Here is a 15,258-nt window from a genome sequence, read left to right on the forward strand (position 1 = left end):
GCAGCTCCTACAAGGGGCGGTGTGCAGCTGTAGGAGCTGCCGCAGGCTGCGATCTTTTCAGGCCTTGCGGGATAACCTGGTCAAGATCCGGTCCAGCGCATTGGCAAACGCCTGCTTCTCACGCTCGCCAAACGGCGCTGGCCCACCCCCCATCTGCCCCTGTTCGCGCAAATCGGTGAACAGGTTGCGCACCGCCAGCCGCTCGCCCATGTTCTGTGCATCAAATTCCTTACCCCGTGGGTCGAGCGCGGCCACGCCCTTCTTCACCAGACGATCGGCCAGCGGCACATCGCTGCAGATCACCAGTTCACCAGGCACCGCGTGTTCCACCAGGTAGTCATCCGCCGCATCCGGGCCGCTCGGCACCACGATCAGCTTGACCAGCGCCAGCCCCGGCTTGGTCTGCGGCTGCCCGGCCACCAGCACCACTTCGAACTGGCGCTTGAGGGCGAACTTCACCACCAGATCCTTGGCTGCCCGTGGGCAGGCATCGGCGTCGATCCACACACGCATTGTATATTCCTCTGTTGAAAAGCATCGCGGGCAAGCCCGCTCCCACAGGTTAGCGCTAAACCTGTGGGAGCGGGCTTGCCCGCGAATGTGAGCGCAGCGAATGCTGTTGTTTAAGAAGCCTGCACCCGCTGCTTCTCAACCACCCGGCTACGACCATTCAACACGACAATCGCAATGATCGCCACGGCCTGAGCACTCAGCGAGTAGGCATCGGCGTGGATCCCCAGCCAGTCAAAGTCAAAGAACGGCACCGGCCGCGTGCCGAAAATCCCGGCTTCCTGCAGCGCTTTCACGCCATGCCCGGCAAACACCACCGACAAGGCGCACAGCAGACCCGCGTTGATGCTGAAGAACAGCGCCAGCGGCAACTTCGCCGAACCGCGCAAAATCACCCAGGCCAGGCCGACCAGCAGCACCACCGCCGTGGCCCCACCGGCCAACACGGCGTTGTGCCCTGCGGGACCTGCCTGCAGCCACAGGGTTTCGTAGAACAGAATCACTTCGAACAGTTCGCGATACACCGAGAAAAACGCCAGGGTCGCAAAGCCGAAACGCCCACCGCCACCCACCAGGCTGGACTTGATGTAATCCTGCCAGGCCGCGGCGTGACGACGGTCATGCATCCACACGCCCAGCCACAGCACCATGACACTGGCAAACAACGCCGTCGCGCCTTCCAGCAACTCGCGCTGCGAACCGCTGACATCAATCACATAAGCTGCCAGCGCCCAGGTGCCCAAGCCGGCCAGAAATGCCAGGCCCCAACCGACGTTGACGCTGCGCACCGCCGCCTGTTGGCCCGTGTTACGCAGGAAGGCCAGGATCGCCGCCAGCACCAGGATCGCTTCCAGACCTTCGCGCAGCAGAATCAGCAAGCCGGAAATGTAACTCAGCGACCAGCTCAAACCGTCGCTGCCCAACAAGCCGGCCGATGCCTTCAACTTGTCCTTGGCCACGTCCAGGCGTTGCTCGACCTCGCTCACCGGCAAGCCGTCCTGCAACGACTGACGGTAGGCCATCAGGGATTTTTCCGTGTCTTTACGCACGTTGGCGTCAATGTTATCCAGCGAGCTCTCGACCAGCTCGAAGCCTTCCAGATACGCCGCTACCGATAAGTCATAAGCCTGATCATGCTCACCGGCACGATACGCCACGATGCTCTTGTCCAGGGTGGCCGCCGTGTAGTCAAGCAGTTGCGCCGGGCCACGCTTGACCTGGGGCGGTTGCGCCCGCTGGGCACGGAACGTCGCGGCGGCTTGTGGGCCTTCGACGGCCTGTACTTCGGCCGGGGTCTGACGGGCGAGGTCGGCGATGTTGTAGGTCTTTTCAGCCTTGGCCGTCGCCGGGTCAACACTGAAGCTGGCGATATAGGTGGCCAGGTCCCAACGCTGACGATCATCCAGCTGGTCGGCGAAGGCCGGCATGTCGGTGCCTTCAATGCCTTGACCAAGGGTACTGTAGATCGCGTAGAGGCTCAGACGGTCCAGCCGTGAGGCATCACGCAGATCGGTCGGCGCTGGGGTCATGCCGACGCCCGCCGGGCCGTCGCCGGCCCCTGTATCGCCATGGCAAACCGAGCAATGCTGAGCGAACAACGGCGCGCCCCGTACCGGGTCCGGCGTAATGACCGGGGCCTGGCTGACTTCATAGGCCACGGCCAGCTTCGCCCCCAATTGCCGGGCCTGGCGCGCGACGTCGGCACCGTCCTGATGGGCGTCGATGGAATTTCCCAGTGCGGCCAGGCTTTGCTCCAGCGCGGCTTTTTCCGGCTTGGCCGGCATGGCTGCAATCAGACTGCCCAGGGTCCTGACCGACTCTTGCTGCGCGCGAAATCCGGACGGGTCCGTGATGCTGCCCGCCTGCACCGTGCCTGGGTAATCCGCGCCGATGTAGTCGAGCAAGTGCAGCGCCTGCGGCGTACCTTCGGCGGAGGCGGCCAGCAGTTGAAAGCTGCACGCAGCCAACAGCGGCAGCAACAGCCAGGCCAGGAAACGGGAGGGGGCAATCATGAATGAATCTCAATTTGAAAAACGAAGTTACATATTGTTATCGCCCAACGGGTTTCGCTCAAGCTTTGTTGATACTTCTTCGTAATTGCATCGGTGTCGGGAAAGGCTCCCCAAACGAAAAAGGCGACCAAGGTCGCCTTTTTTTGTCAGTCGCCGTTTTACACGGCGGCCCTGCGCAACGTCGCCATAAACGCCGCCGCCCCGATGAACAGCCCGGCAAAGGTCCGGTTCATGCGTTTTTGCTGTTTCGGTGTGCGCAACAGGCGCAGCACTTTGGACGCCAGACCGGTGTAGCCGGCCATGACGATCAGGTCGACGCAGACCATGGTCACGCCGATCACCAGGTACTGGATCAGGAGCGGAGCATGGGGGTCGATGAACTGCGGCAGCACCGCCAGCATGAACACCAGCGCCTTGGGGTTGCTGATGTTCACCAGAAAACCGCGGAACACCAGGGCCATCGGCTTGCCGATCTGGCGCACCGCCGCGTCATCGCTCATGTCGCTGGGCAGCGCACGCCATTGCTTGATCGCGAGGTAGACCAGGTATGCCACGCCAAACCATTTGATGGCGTAGAAAGCCGTGGCCGACGCGGTGAGAATGGCGCCGACACCGGCACCGACGATGGCGATCTGCAAAGCCAGGCCCAGTTGCAGGCCCAGGGCATTCCAGTAGCCGCGCCAGAAGCCGTATTGCAGGCCACTGGACATCGACGCAATGGCGCCGGCACCGGGGGAAAGGCTGATCACCCAGCAGGCGGCAAAAAACGCCAGCCATGTTTGAAGCTCCATTGCACACCTCGACTCGGACTCGTGACAGATGTCTAAGCTAATGCGGCTTTGGGTTGGTGACTACCGATTTTTTGCAGGACGGCCAAAAGCAAAAGATCGCAGCCTTCGGCAGCTCCTACATTGGAATGCATTTCCCTGTAGGAGCTGTCGAAGGCTGCGATCTTTTTCGCAAGCCTGCTTACTTTTCGAACCCGCTCGAAGGGAACATATCAGTCCCGCGCCAACGCCGTACCGAACGCTGGAAGAACAGGCTGTTGGGCACTTGCACCATGGCGCTGCCGGTGCCGGCTTCTTCAGCCTCTATCAAGGTGGTGTAAAGAAGATTGATCGCCACCACCCGACCTTTGACGCCGGGCTTGTCGGTGGTGTCCACCAACTCGACCACGTCACCTATGCGGAACGGGCCGACGGTAAAGATCAGGATCGCGCACAACAGGTTCGAGAGCACGCTCCACATGGCAAAAAACGCCACCGCCGCGACCGCGACGAACCCGGACAACGCGGTCCAGAGTACCGTGGCCGATACACCGAGTCGCTCGAGGACGAAAATCAGCGCGCTGCCCATGATCAGCCAACGCAAGCCGCCCCGCAGCGGCATCATCAATTGCGGCGGAAACGGGTAACGCTCACCGAGGCGGGTCAGGCCTTTGGCGACGAAGCGCTGGGTGAAGTAGCCGGCGAGCAGGATCAGCAGGATTTGCACGCCGAGCCAGATCGGCTCGACCCACACCGCCGGCAACGGCAGCTTGAAGGCGTCCATCAGGACAGCGCCTCCAGCTCCGCCTGCATGCTTTCCAGCAATTCCAGGGCTTCCATCCACGCTTCTTCCAGCTCCGCTTCACGCACTTTCAGCCTGGCCTGCTCGGCCAGCAGGTCACGCAATTCGTTCTTGCGCGCCGGCTCGTAGATGTCGCTGTCGCCGAGGCTGGTATCGACCTTCGCCAGTTTTTCGTGGAGCTTGCCCAGTTCGGCTTCGAGCTTGTCAGCCTCACGCTTGTGTGGGGCCAGTTGCTGACGCAACGCCGCTGCGGCCTGACGCTGAGCTTTCTTGTCGGTCTTGTCCGGATTGACCGGGGTGCTGCTGACCGGGGCATTGCGCTGGCGATACTCCACCAGCCAGCGGGTGTAGTCCTCCAGGTCGCCGTCGAACTCTTCGACCTTGCCATCCGCCACCAGATAAAAATTGTCGGTGGTGCTTTTGAGCAAATGACGATCGTGAGAGACCACCAGTACCGCACCACTGAACTCCTGCAGGGCCATGGTCAGCGCCAGGCGCATTTCCAGGTCCAGGTGGTTGGTCGGTTCGTCGAGCAACAACAGGTTCGGCCGGTCCCAGGCAATCAAGGCCAGGGCCAGGCGCGCCTTTTCACCACCGGAAAAATTCAGCACCGGCTCGTCGATCCGCGCGCCACGGAAGTCGAAACCGCCGAGGAAGTCGCGCAGGGTCTGTTCGCGCTCGGTCGGTGCCAGGCGCTGCAAGTGCAGCAACGGGCTGGCTTTAGAGTCCAGAGAGTCGAGCTGATGCTGGGCGAAGTAACCGACCACGGTGTTCTCGCCACGGGTCAGGCGACCGGCCAATGGCGAGAGTTCACCGGCGAGGTTCTTGATCAGGGTCGATTTACCGGCACCGTTAGGGCCGAGCAGACCGATGCGCGCACCCGGGGTCAGTTGCAGCTTGACCTTCTCCAGCACGGTTTTGTCGCCGTAACCCAGGCGGGCATCGGACAAGTCGATCAGCGGGCTGGAAATTTTCTGCGATTCGCGGAAGACGAAGTCGAACGGCGAATCGACGTGGGCAGCGGTCAGCTCTTCCATCCGCTCCAGGGCCTTGATCCGGCTCTGGGCCTGACGGGCCTTGGTGGCCTGGGCCTTGAAGCGGGCGATGTAGCTTTCCATGTGCGCACGTTGCGCCTGCTGCTTCTCGTAGGCTTGCTGTTGCTGGGCCAGGCGTTCGGCACGGGCGCGCTCGAAGGCGCTGTAGCCACCGCGGTACAGGGTGATCTTGCGCTGATCGACGTGGGCCACGTGGTCGACCACGGCATCGAGGAAGTCCCGATCGTGGGAGATCAGCATCAGGGTGCCCGGATAACTCTTGAGCCATTCCTCAAGCCAGATGATGGCGTCGAGGTCCAGGTGGTTGGTCGGTTCGTCGAGCAGCAGCAGGTCCGACGGGCACATCAAGGCCTGCGCCAGGTTCAGACGCATCCGCCAGCCACCGGAGAAATCCCCGACCTGACGATCCATCTGCTCGTTGGTGAACCCCAGACCGGCCAGCAGCTTGCGTGCCCGGGCGTCGGCGGTGTAACCGTCGGCGCTGTCGAGTTCCGAATGCAGGCGGGCCTGTGCGGCACCGTCATGGGCCGCTTCAGCTGCCGCCAGGTCGCGTTGCACCTGGCGCAGGCGCAGGTCGCCATCGAGCACGTAGTCGACGGCCAGGCGTTCGAGGGTGTCGACCTCCTGGCGCATGTGGGCGATACGCCAGTCGGCCGGCAGGAAGCAATCACCCGAGTCCGGGTGCAGTTCGCCCCGAAGCAAGGCGAACAGGCTCGATTTGCCGGCGCCGTTGGCACCGATGAGGCCGGCTTTCTGGCCGGCGTGCAGGGTCAGCTCGGCGTCTTCTAGCAGACGTTGCGGGCCACGCTGTAAAGTCAGGTTCTGAAGTCGAATCATAATGGCGGCGGAGTCTACCAGCTTCGCTCGCAACTGGCGCGAGTAGCACTATGTCCTCTGACCTGTGGAGCTTTTCCCTGACCACTTACGCCCGTCCCGGTGTTGAGCAGGCATGCCTGCAATTGCAGTCGGCGGGGGTCAATGTGTGTCTGCTGCTGTGTAGTGCGTGGTTGGGACAACGAGGCGTGGCCTGCGATGAGCAGCGTTTGCAGCTACTGCGCAGTGTGGCCACCTCGTGGGACATCGATGTCGTGCAGCCGTTACGCGCCTTGCGCACGCAATGGAAAGCCGCGGCCACGCAAGACGCCGGGTTGCATACCCTGCGCGAACAAGTGAAGGCACTCGAGCTGGAAGCCGAACGGCATCTGTTGTTGCGGCTGGAGAGAGCGGCGCAGAGTTGGCCGCAAAATGCCGAGACCGATCTGGCGGCCTGGCTGGAAGGTGCGGCGGCCGAGGCCGCCCACCTGCACCGCGACGCGCTGCATCAGCTGCGCGTCGCGGTAACCGGCACTTAGGAAGCGCTGGTTGGGGTGGTTGCTGCGATCGATGCGGCGGCCGGCGTTGGCGCTGGCGTGGCTGTCGAGGTGGCTGCTGCCAAAGTAGACGTTGCTACCGGAGCCGGGTTGGCTGGCTTGGCAACTGGTGCGGCGGCTGGCTTGGCAACCGGTGCGGTGGCCGGCTTGGCGGCAACCGGCTTCTTCACTGCAGGTTTGGCTGCGGGTTTTGCAGCAGGTTTTGCAGCAGCCGGTTTGGCAGCTGGTTTAGCCGCAGCTGGTTTAGCCGCAGCTGGTTTAGCTGCTGGTTTGGCCGCTGCTGGCTTGGCGGCAACGACTGGTTTTGCTGCAGCTGGTTTTGCGGCTGGTTTAGCAGCAGGTTTGGCAGCCGCTTTTACAGCAGGTTTTGCCGCTGGCTTGGCTGCTGGTTTAGCGGCCGGTTTTGCAGCGACAGGTTTTGCAGCCGGCTTGGCAGCAGGTTTCGCAGCAGCGGTGCGGGCAGCTGGTTTAGCGGCCGGTTTTGCAGCTGGTTTTGCAGCGGCGGTTTTAGCCACGGCTGGTTTGGCAGCAGCGGTTTTTGCAGCGGCAGGACGTGCAGCGGCAGGTTTGGCAGCCGTGGTTTTAGCAGCCGGTTTTGCGGCGCTGGCAGCGGCCGGTTTTCTCGCTGCAGGTTTTGCAGCAGATTTGGCTGCGGCGGTTTTAGCTACTGGTTTGGCAGCGGCCGGTTTTGCAGCAGCAGGCTTGGCCGGTGCTTTTGCAGCAGCCGGTTTGGCAGCGGCTTTCTTCGCAGGTGCCGCAGCAGGCTTGGCCGCGCGCAGGGACAACACCTTGCCGACAGCCTCTTGTACACGACCGACACCCTGGGCCAGTTTCAGGCTTTCCTGGGCATCGCGCTTGAGTTGCAGAATGTAGCCGCGGGTTTCCGATTGACGATCCTTGAGGGCATCGAGCAGCTCCTCAAGATCGGTCACTGCGCCCTTGGCCTTGGCTTGCGCCTTGGCTTTTCCGGCCGCCGCAGCGTCCTGCAATTTGGTGCGGGACTTGTGCAGTTTTTCTTGCGCTTTTCCGCGCTGCTTTTCCAGTTTGGCGAGCAGTTTTTCAGCATCAGCCAAGGCTTCGGAACAAGCGGTTTCCAGATGCTCGAGCAGGCTGCCCGAGAGTTGTTGGAGCAGGTGCAATGGAGTGCTTACTGGCTTCTTGGTGGCCGACATGGTTTACCTCCTGGCTGAAGTGAGTGCGGCTCATACTAGACCTCTGCAGCAACCGCCGCTAGGGCATGTTGACACTATCGAAAGCGTTGTGTTGCAAAGGACTGAAAAACTTCTGCGTCGACGCGAAAGCAGTTCACCGTTGCGCGCATTCTCGCTGGCATAATCGCCCGCAATTCAGGTCGGAGAGTGCCCATGTCGCGCTGCCTTTTTTTATCGCTGTGCGTGTTTTTTTCGGTGGCTCATGCCGCCGAAAAAACACCGGAAAATGAAGCCCACGATCTCGCTTACAGCCTGGGTGCGAGCCTTGGCGAACGCTTGCGCCAGGAGGCTCCCGACCTGCAACTCCAGGCACTGGTCGAGGGATTGCAACAAGCTTTTCAGGGCAAGCCGCTGGCGCTGAAAGATGAGCAGATCCAGCAGATATTGACCGAGCATGAAGCGCGGATTGCCATGCAGTCAGCCGAGCCGCAAAGCGAATTGGCACTGGAAAAGGAACAGCGTTTTCTCGCCGCCGAGAAAGCCAGACCCGGCGTGCGCGAACTGGCTGACGGCGTGCTGCTGACCGAGTTGACGCCGGGCGCTGGCGCCAAGGCAGGACCCAACGGCAAGGTGCAGGTGCTGTACATCGGTCGCTTGCCCGACGGCACGGTGTTCGATCAGAACAGTCAGCCTCAATGGTTCAGTCTCGACAGCGTGATCGCCGGATGGCGCAGCGCCTTGCAAAACATGCCGGTCGGGGCGAAATGGCGACTGGTGATTCCCTCGGCCCAGGCCTATGGCGCCGAGGGTGCCGGTGACGTGATCGCACCGTTCACACCACTGGTGTTTGAAATCGAATTGCGCGGCGCCAATGGCTGACGACACAAACGAAAAACGGCGTGCCTTGGCACGCCGTTTCGGGATCTTGCAGAAAGCGCTTCAGGCCTGAACCGAATCGGCTTCCTTGTGAGCCGTGTGCAGCACTTCGATCAGGCAGTCTTCCAGCTCGAAGCGTTCATGCAACAGTCCGCCGAGTGTTTTGAACTCTTCGGCGACACACTTTCCTGCATCACACAGGTCATTGAACGCGAGCAGCTTTTCGGTGATGACGTCGATGCGCGGGTAGATCGTCTCGGCGAGCTCCAGGCCACGCTTGTCGTTGAAGGCCTTGGCCTCCCCCGTCAGTTGCTCGTAGATCTCGAAGTGCCCGGCCGATACATAATCGACCAGCACGCCGCAGAATTCCTGCAAAGGCTTGCGGTTTTCACCCAACGCCTCAGGCTTTGCGCCAAGAGCGTCATAGGCCCCGATCAGTTCGTGTCGTTCCTGCAACCAGCGATCGATCAGCAGGTGCACTCCACCCCAGCGTTCCTGAGCATTCTGACAACTTTCGAGCATGGTGATCTCTCTTCCCTTGTGGGTCAGCTGCTCTATGCCCGCTCGCCTCTTGTAACATCGGTGGGCGGTCAGGCAGAGCGTCATCGAGCAACATAATTCCAATGACACGTGCGGGCCAGATTATGCCCGCACGACACTGGCTTCAAGGTACGCAGGCGATAAAGTTCATACAAGTGTTTAATCGCCGGCAAAGGCCCGGTGCGACGACTCGTCGCTGAGCGGTCGCTGATAGCTGATCCAGACCAGTCGCAACGACTGGTAAACGGCCAGAATCATCATCGCGACGAAGAACAGCAGGCTCCACTCCGTGAGACTCAGGTCGAACAGCGTCCAGGAAATTTCCACACAATCGACAGCGCCCTTGAACACTTGCTGCAGGACGGAGAGCAGCGCAGAACCGGCGAACAGATCCGCCAGATGGGTCGAGCACGCTGCTGCCTGTTCCATCGGAAGGCTTTGCAGCAGAACCTGTCGCCACGCCGTGACAGTGCCGGCCAGGCTGCAACCAAGACTGAGCAGCCAATACAGAACGGTTCCGATGCGACCTGGACCATGGACCGAAGCCATCAGGCAGACACCGGTCAGGAGCGCCAGACAAAACCGCTGCACCAGACACAAGCCGCAAGGCCGCAGGCCAACTGCATATTCCAGGTAGTAGGAAACGCCCAACGCCAGGGCACCCGCAATGAAAGCCATGAAAAACAAGGAGCGTGAGCAGGCCAAAGACATGGCTTATCCGTAAAAGTAGTGACAGGCCGTTACGGTAGAGGAAAGCCCGGCGGCCTTTCAAGGCAGGCGCCCACGGAGACTTCAGCAGAAGTGTAGGGAAATCCCGACGCAGACGAGAGGATAAAAAGTAGTCCTCTGTAGGACTTTGCCTGCGACGAGAATGCGTAACCGTATTTCAGCGAATCATCTCACTGCGACGAGGGCGATTGCTGCCTCGCCGCAGTCCATTACACAGGCGCCGGAGACTGGCGCCAGCGAATGGGTCAAGCGCGGACTGCCACTGGCAGAGGGGCCGCGAGCAAGCGCTCATCCAGCAATCCCAGGCCTTCCTGAAACAGCTGGTTGCTGCGCTCGGTATCGCCCATTTGCGCCAGCAGCCGCGCCAGCTCCGCACAGGCTTCCGGATTGCGTTGTACACGCAGGCTGCTTTCCAGATAGTCCCGCGCCTTGCCCCACAAACTGTTTTGCAGGCACAGACGACCCAGTGTCAGCAGCAGGCCAGGATCGGCCGGATGGTCCTTGAGCCAGCCTTCAGCAGCCTGCAACTGGCGGGCCGGATCATTGCCGCGCACCAGCCCGTAGAGACGAGCCAGATGACTGTCGTAGCTGCGTTTGAGCGCGGTGCGCAGGACTTCCTCTGCTTCGACCTGAGCCCCCAGTTGCCGCAGTTGCTCGGCATAGGCGAGCACCAGTTGCGGCTCCTGGCGTTGCGCCGAGGTCAGTTGCTGCCAGGCACGTTCGAGCGCTTGTTGCCCCACCGCTCCGTTTTCTTCCCGTTGCGCCGCCAGGGACAGGTTCGCCCCCCAGGCCCGACGCTCCAGTTCTGCGAGTTCGGCCGCCGGCAGGACTTTGTCCTTGCGCAGCTCCGGCAGCAGGCGAATCACGGCCGACCAGTCACCACGTTGTTGGAGCAGGCGCTGCAACTGACGCAAGGTCTGTGCGTTATGAGGATGGCGCTCACGCATGGCTTGCAGGGTGGCGAGGGCGCCGTCGGTATCACCGCGATCAGTCTGCAACTGGGCGTGGTTCAAGGCGATCGCCAACTCGGCCTGAGGCTGACGCTCCAGGGCGCGCTCCAGCAAGTTGTCGCTTTCTTCGTAATTGCCTTGTTCGTTTGCGGCACGGGCCGCACCGAGGTAGTAAAGCAACGGTTGGCGCTCGGCCTCGGCAGCACGATGCAAGTGACGTTGCGCGCTGGCCCAGCGCCCCTCGGCCAGGTCCAGTTGACCGTGCTCGATCGCCACCTGCACCCGACGGCTGCGGTTACGCCGGGACCACGGGTTGACCACCCCGCTGGAAGCCATCACCAGCTCGACCAGCGCCTTGATACCCCAGATCACCAACCACAGCACAGCCACCAGTGCCAAAGTAGCCCACAGGCTCGACTCATAGCGGAAGGTCTTGTAGGCAATCAGCACGTAACCGGAATGTTCGGCAATCGCCAGCCCCAGTGCAGCGGTAGCGGCAATCGCGAGGAACACGATCACATAGAGGCGCTTCATGGCGTGGCCTCCAGCGCGTTGTTCGCGGCAGGCCTGGCCATTGGCTTGACCGACTCTTCGGCGTTGACGTTGCGCCGTTCCAGGTACCCCTGCACCGCGCTAAGGGTGCCGGTCATGTCTGGAGTGACTACGGTGACAGGTTGCCTGCTCAGCTCGGCGACCTGCTCAAGCATGACTTTGCTTTGCGAGTTGTCCGGGTTGAAGTTGCCCTTGAGGATGTCCCGCGCTTCGTCCAGCACTTGGGAGTACACCGCAGCCTGACCATTGAGTGCAGCCCACTGTGCCTGCTCCAGCGCCAGGCTCAGGGCCAGGCGTACCTGACTCAGGCTCTGGCCGGCCAGCAATGGGCGAACGTTTTTATCGGCATTGAAATCGATACGGATGTAGCGCGAAATCTGATCCCACCATTGCGCCCAGCGACTGGCACCGTCGCCATCGGCGGTCAGGCCCAGCAGTGAATCGCCACGATCCTTGTACTCCGGTGCCAACTCGGTGAGGCTGGCCACTTGATCGCGCAGCGCGCCCAGACGCAGAAACAGCCCGGTGCGATCCGGTTGTTCGGTACTGCGCAAGGCAATCAGGGTCTTGGCCACCTGCTCGCGCGCGGCAAAGGAGCCCGGATCGTTCTGCTCGCGCAGTATCTCGTCGGCACCCTGGACCAGTGCCTGGGCGCTGCTGATGTCCTGCAAGGCCGACAGTCGCAGACTGGCCAGACGCAGCAAGTGCTCGGCCTCGGCCAGACGCCAGTCCTTGCGACTGGCGCCGAGTACGGTTTCCAGACGCTGGTTCAAACGCTGCTGATCACCTTGCAGCTGGATCACCAGGCGACTGCGTGCTTCCAGCTCATCGGCAGGCGGCAATTGTGCCAGGCGCGCGCTCAGACGCTCCTCATTGAGCTTGAGGTTCTGCGCCTGGTCATTCAGCGCCTGCACCTGACTCAGTTGCTGCTGATTGTTGGCCTGCAGGTGACGCACCTGCCAGACACCCCAGCCGCCCACCGCGACACCAGCCGCGCCCAGCAACAGTGCGAGGATTGCCAGACCATTGCCTCTACGCTGCTCGGCAGCTGGTGACGGCGGCGGCATTTCTTCTAGAGGAGCATCAACAGGTGCATCAAGCACCGGTCGCGAGTCATCTTTAGGCAAGGCTGTTTCGCTCACGTATCCATCCTTTGCATCAGAAAACGGGTACGGGTTGCTCCCGTAACGCCGTCAGCAAGGCCGCGGCACTCGCGCCGCGACAATCCACAACTGTTTTGGCCCCGGCGGCACGCGCCAGCTCGGCAACCCTGGGGCTTGGTACAAACAACGGCAACCGCGCCAACTGCGGCCAGGCATCGCCGGCCAATTGATGCAGGTGCTCAAAACCTTGTCCACTGCTGACCACCAGCCCGTTCAGGCGTTCCGCCTGGATCCGTTGCGGCAGCACTTGCGGCGGGTAAACCGGCATTGCCCGGCGGTACAGCTCCAGATACTCGACACTAGCACCAAGCTCACGCAAACGCTCAGCCAGCAACTCGCGCCCGCCCTCCCCGCGCAGAATCAGCACTCGCGCATCGGGGGGTGCGATAGCCTCGCGCAGGCGGGAAAGTTCGAGCAAGGCCTCACTGTCATCACCCTCTGCCGGGAAGCTCACGTCCAATCCGTGAGACTGGAGGATCTGCGCTGTCGCCGCGCCGACGCTGAACCACTTCACAGCGGGCGGCGCTGGCCGAAACCGCTCGAGCAGTTCGACGCCGATCCGGGCGGCCGGCTTGCTGACCACGATGATTGCGCAGAACTTTTCCAGCGTCTGAATCACCTGGCGCATTGTGTCAGTCGCCGCAATCGGCACGATGTCCAAAAGCGGCAGACTGCTACTGAAAATCCCCTGTTCGGCCAAAAAACTGCCCAGCGCCGCCGCCTCATCGGCGGGACGCGTCAGCAGCAAGCGCCAGCCGGTCACTCGTGACCTGCCTCGCCATAGACCGCTTTGAGAATGGCGTCGGCACCCTGGCTCAGAAGGTCTTCAGCGACACGCACACCCAGTGCCTCGGCATCGCCGCGAGGGGCACGGGCTTGTGCGCTGAGCAGCAGGCCACCCGCTGGATCGCCCACCAGACCGCGCAACCAGAGCTGCTCACCCTCCAGCACGGCGTAGCAGGCAATCGGTACCTGGCAACCGCCATTGAGGTGCTTGTTGAGGGCACGTTCGGCGGTCACGCGGGTGGCGGTGTCCTGGTGATGCAGGGGCGCCAGCAGCGCATGGATTTCACTGTCGGCGCTGCGGCATTCGATACCCACCGCACCCTGGCCACCGGCCGGAAGGCTGTCGTCGACACTGATGGCCGAAGTGATGCGATCTTCAAAGCCCAACCGGATCAGGCCGGCAGCGGCAAGGATGATGGCGTCGTATTCACCGGCATCGAGCTTGGCCAGGCGCGTGTTGACGTTGCCGCGCAGGAAGCGGATTTCCAGATCGGGGCGACGGGTCAGCAATTGCGCCTGCCGGCGCAGGCTGGAGGTGCCGACGATGCTGCCCTGAGGCAACTCGTCCAGGCTGGTGAAGGTGTTGGAAACGAAGGCGTCGCGCGGGTCTTCCCGTTCGCAAATGCAGTACAGGCCGAGACCTTCTGGGAAGTCCATCGGCACGTCCTTCATGGAGTGCACGGCGATGTCGGCTTCATTGTCCAACAGCGCGGTTTCGAGTTCCTTGACGAACAGGCCTTTGCCGCCGATTTTCGACAGCGGTGAGTCAAGCAGCTTGTCACCACGGCTGACCATGGGGACGAGAGTCACCAGCAGCCCCGGGTGAGCCGCTTCAAGGCGGGCTTTGACGTATTCGGCCTGCCACAGGGCGAGTGCGCTTTTGCGGGTGGCGATGCGGATTTCGCGAGAGGACATGGATCAATCCGTACTGAATAGATACGGCGGATAATAACAGCTCAGCCAAATCCACTTTGACTTGTATCAGATACTACTCGGCCTCCCTGGCCCCGGATGTCCGGCAATCGGGTGTGAAATTCGCCTGCGCACAGCTGTTTAGAGCTGTTGCATCATCTTGCGCACGCCAGCCACATGGCGCCGGCTGACGATCAGCGCATCACCATTGAGGCCTTTGAGGAACAGTTGGAAATGCCCCAGGGGTGTGCGTTGCAGTCGCTCGATACGCTCACGGGCGACCAGTGCGTTGCGATGGATACGCACGAAACGGTCACCGAATTCGTCCTCGAGGGCCTTGAGTGGCTCATCGAGCAGTACTTCACCGTTTTCGTGACGCAAGGTTACGTATTTGTGGTCGGCAATGAAGTACACCACCTGATCCAGCGGGATCAGCTCGATCCCTTTACGGGTTCGGGCACTGATATGGCTGCGCGGTCCGCTGCCGCTTTCGGCAGCAGGACGGGTCAGGGCGGCGAGCTGGGCACGATTTGGGCGCTCGGCTCTCTTTAATGCGTCATGTAACTGTTCAGTTCTCACAGGTTTCACCAGATAGCCTACGGCGCTGGCCTGTAAGGCTTCCACGGCAAATTCATCGGGCCCGGCGCAGAACACCACGGCGGGCGGAGTTTCGCGTTCGCATAACCGTGCAGCCACTTGCAGGCCATCGAGGCCGGGCATGCGGATATCAAGCAGCACGATATCCGGCTTGTGGCTGTCGATCAGTGCCAACGCCTCTTCGCCATTCGTGGCACTAGGCTCCAGGACACTGTATCCCTCGAGTTCGCCAACCATTCGGCACAGGCGCTCGCGGGCCAAGGGTTCGTCATCAACGATCAGGACATTCATATTGCGCTGGATTCCTGCGTGAGTCTCGCACAAGGATAGCGTAGACAGGTGAAGTGACGTCCGTCACCGCGATCCACGCTAAGACTAGCCCGAGCGTCAAAAAGTGCCGCTGGTCCGGCGGCTAAATTTTCATCTGCCGGGCGATTGGCGGCCCAGGCCCGCATTGGCGACACATCGCCACAGGGTTTGCTGATA

General features: G+C 61.8%; 15 protein-coding genes. 2 read left to right on the forward strand and 13 right to left on the reverse strand.

The genetic code is table 11. The features are described from left to right. Nucleotides 1-57: 57 nt before the first annotated feature. The 5 genes from ACEN83_RS29320 to ACEN83_RS29340 form a co-directional block, all read right to left on the reverse strand. On the reverse strand, nucleotides 58-513 hold the full coding sequence (locus tag ACEN83_RS29320; RefSeq protein ID WP_116579716.1) for a YaiI/YqxD family protein: 456 nt from the start codon (nucleotides 511-513) through the stop codon (nucleotides 58-60). Between the two features lie 110 nt (nucleotides 514-623). Next, complete coding sequence (locus ACEN83_RS29325) at nucleotides 624-2,522, reverse strand: FTR1 family protein (RefSeq protein ID WP_495579053.1); 1,899 nt, start codon at nucleotides 2,520-2,522, stop codon at nucleotides 624-626. A 158-nt stretch (nucleotides 2,523-2,680) separates the two neighbouring features. After that, nucleotides 2,681-3,313, reverse strand: a complete 633-nt coding sequence (rhtB, locus tag ACEN83_RS29330) for a homoserine/homoserine lactone efflux protein (RefSeq protein ID WP_007998964.1) — start codon at nucleotides 3,311-3,313, stop codon at nucleotides 2,681-2,683. Between the two features lie 178 nt (nucleotides 3,314-3,491). Beyond that, nucleotides 3,492-4,073, reverse strand: a complete 582-nt coding sequence (locus ACEN83_RS29335) for a mechanosensitive ion channel family protein (protein ID WP_218481100.1) — start codon at nucleotides 4,071-4,073, stop codon at nucleotides 3,492-3,494. After that, nucleotides 4,073-5,983, reverse strand: a complete 1,911-nt coding sequence (locus ACEN83_RS29340) for an ATP-binding cassette domain-containing protein (protein ID WP_429387112.1) — start codon at nucleotides 5,981-5,983, stop codon at nucleotides 4,073-4,075. The genes ACEN83_RS29335 and ACEN83_RS29340 overlap by 1 nt, the downstream gene beginning before the upstream one ends. A gap of 50 nt (nucleotides 5,984-6,033) precedes the next feature. Between ACEN83_RS29340 and ACEN83_RS29345 the strand changes: the two genes are divergently transcribed. Further along, nucleotides 6,034-6,498, forward strand: coding sequence for a TIGR02444 family protein (locus ACEN83_RS29345; RefSeq protein ID WP_495579054.1), 465 nt, complete (start codon nucleotides 6,034-6,036; stop codon nucleotides 6,496-6,498). Here ACEN83_RS29345 and ACEN83_RS29350 read toward each other — a convergent pair. Beyond that, nucleotides 6,495-7,688 (reverse strand): AlgP family protein, encoded by a 1,194-nt coding sequence (locus ACEN83_RS29350; RefSeq protein ID WP_495579055.1) that lies wholly within the window; start codon nucleotides 7,686-7,688, stop codon nucleotides 6,495-6,497. The genes ACEN83_RS29345 and ACEN83_RS29350 overlap by 4 nt on opposite strands. 192 nt (nucleotides 7,689-7,880) lie before the next feature. Between ACEN83_RS29350 and ACEN83_RS29355 the strand changes: the two genes are divergently transcribed. Beyond that, nucleotides 7,881-8,546, forward strand: coding sequence for an FKBP-type peptidyl-prolyl cis-trans isomerase (locus ACEN83_RS29355; RefSeq protein ID WP_495579056.1), 666 nt, complete (start codon nucleotides 7,881-7,883; stop codon nucleotides 8,544-8,546). Nucleotides 8,547-8,606: 60 nt separating this feature from the next. On the opposite strand, the gene ACEN83_RS29360 is transcribed toward ACEN83_RS29355, so the two are convergent. The 7 genes from ACEN83_RS29360 to ACEN83_RS29390 form a co-directional block, all read right to left on the reverse strand. Next, entirely contained in the window at nucleotides 8,607-9,065 is a 459-nt protein-coding gene (locus ACEN83_RS29360) for an Rsd/AlgQ family anti-sigma factor (protein WP_057712794.1), read from the reverse strand. 177 nt (nucleotides 9,066-9,242) lie between these two features. Further along, a complete protein-coding gene (locus ACEN83_RS29365) occupies nucleotides 9,243-9,794 on the reverse strand; it encodes a disulfide bond formation protein B (RefSeq protein ID WP_495579057.1) in 552 nt (183 codons plus the stop codon). Nucleotides 9,795-10,057: 263 nt separating this feature from the next. Next, nucleotides 10,058-11,296 carry a heme biosynthesis protein HemY gene (locus ACEN83_RS29370; protein WP_116579723.1) on the reverse strand — a complete coding sequence of 413 codons (1,239 nt, stop codon included), beginning with the start codon at nucleotides 11,294-11,296 and terminating at the stop codon, nucleotides 10,058-10,060. Continuing rightward, nucleotides 11,293-12,456: a uroporphyrinogen-III C-methyltransferase gene (locus tag ACEN83_RS29375; RefSeq protein ID WP_495579058.1), complete on the reverse strand. Its 1,164-nt coding sequence runs from the start codon at nucleotides 12,454-12,456 to the stop codon at nucleotides 11,293-11,295. Before ACEN83_RS29375 ends, ACEN83_RS29370 begins: the two co-directional genes overlap by 4 nt. A gap of 16 nt (nucleotides 12,457-12,472) precedes the next feature. Beyond that, on the reverse strand, nucleotides 12,473-13,240 hold the full coding sequence (locus tag ACEN83_RS29380; protein WP_495579059.1) for a uroporphyrinogen-III synthase: 768 nt from the start codon (nucleotides 13,238-13,240) through the stop codon (nucleotides 12,473-12,475). Then, nucleotides 13,237-14,178, reverse strand: coding sequence for a hydroxymethylbilane synthase (gene hemC, locus ACEN83_RS29385; protein ID WP_104450254.1), 942 nt, complete (start codon nucleotides 14,176-14,178; stop codon nucleotides 13,237-13,239). The genes ACEN83_RS29380 and hemC overlap by 4 nt, the downstream gene beginning before the upstream one ends. A 138-nt stretch (nucleotides 14,179-14,316) precedes the next feature. Then, entirely contained in the window at nucleotides 14,317-15,063 is a 747-nt protein-coding gene (locus tag ACEN83_RS29390) for a LytR/AlgR family response regulator transcription factor (RefSeq protein ID WP_007978827.1), read from the reverse strand. Nucleotides 15,064-15,258: the final 195 nt, after the last annotated feature.

It is taken from the genome of Pseudomonas sp. Pseusp49, from assembly GCF_059491875.1.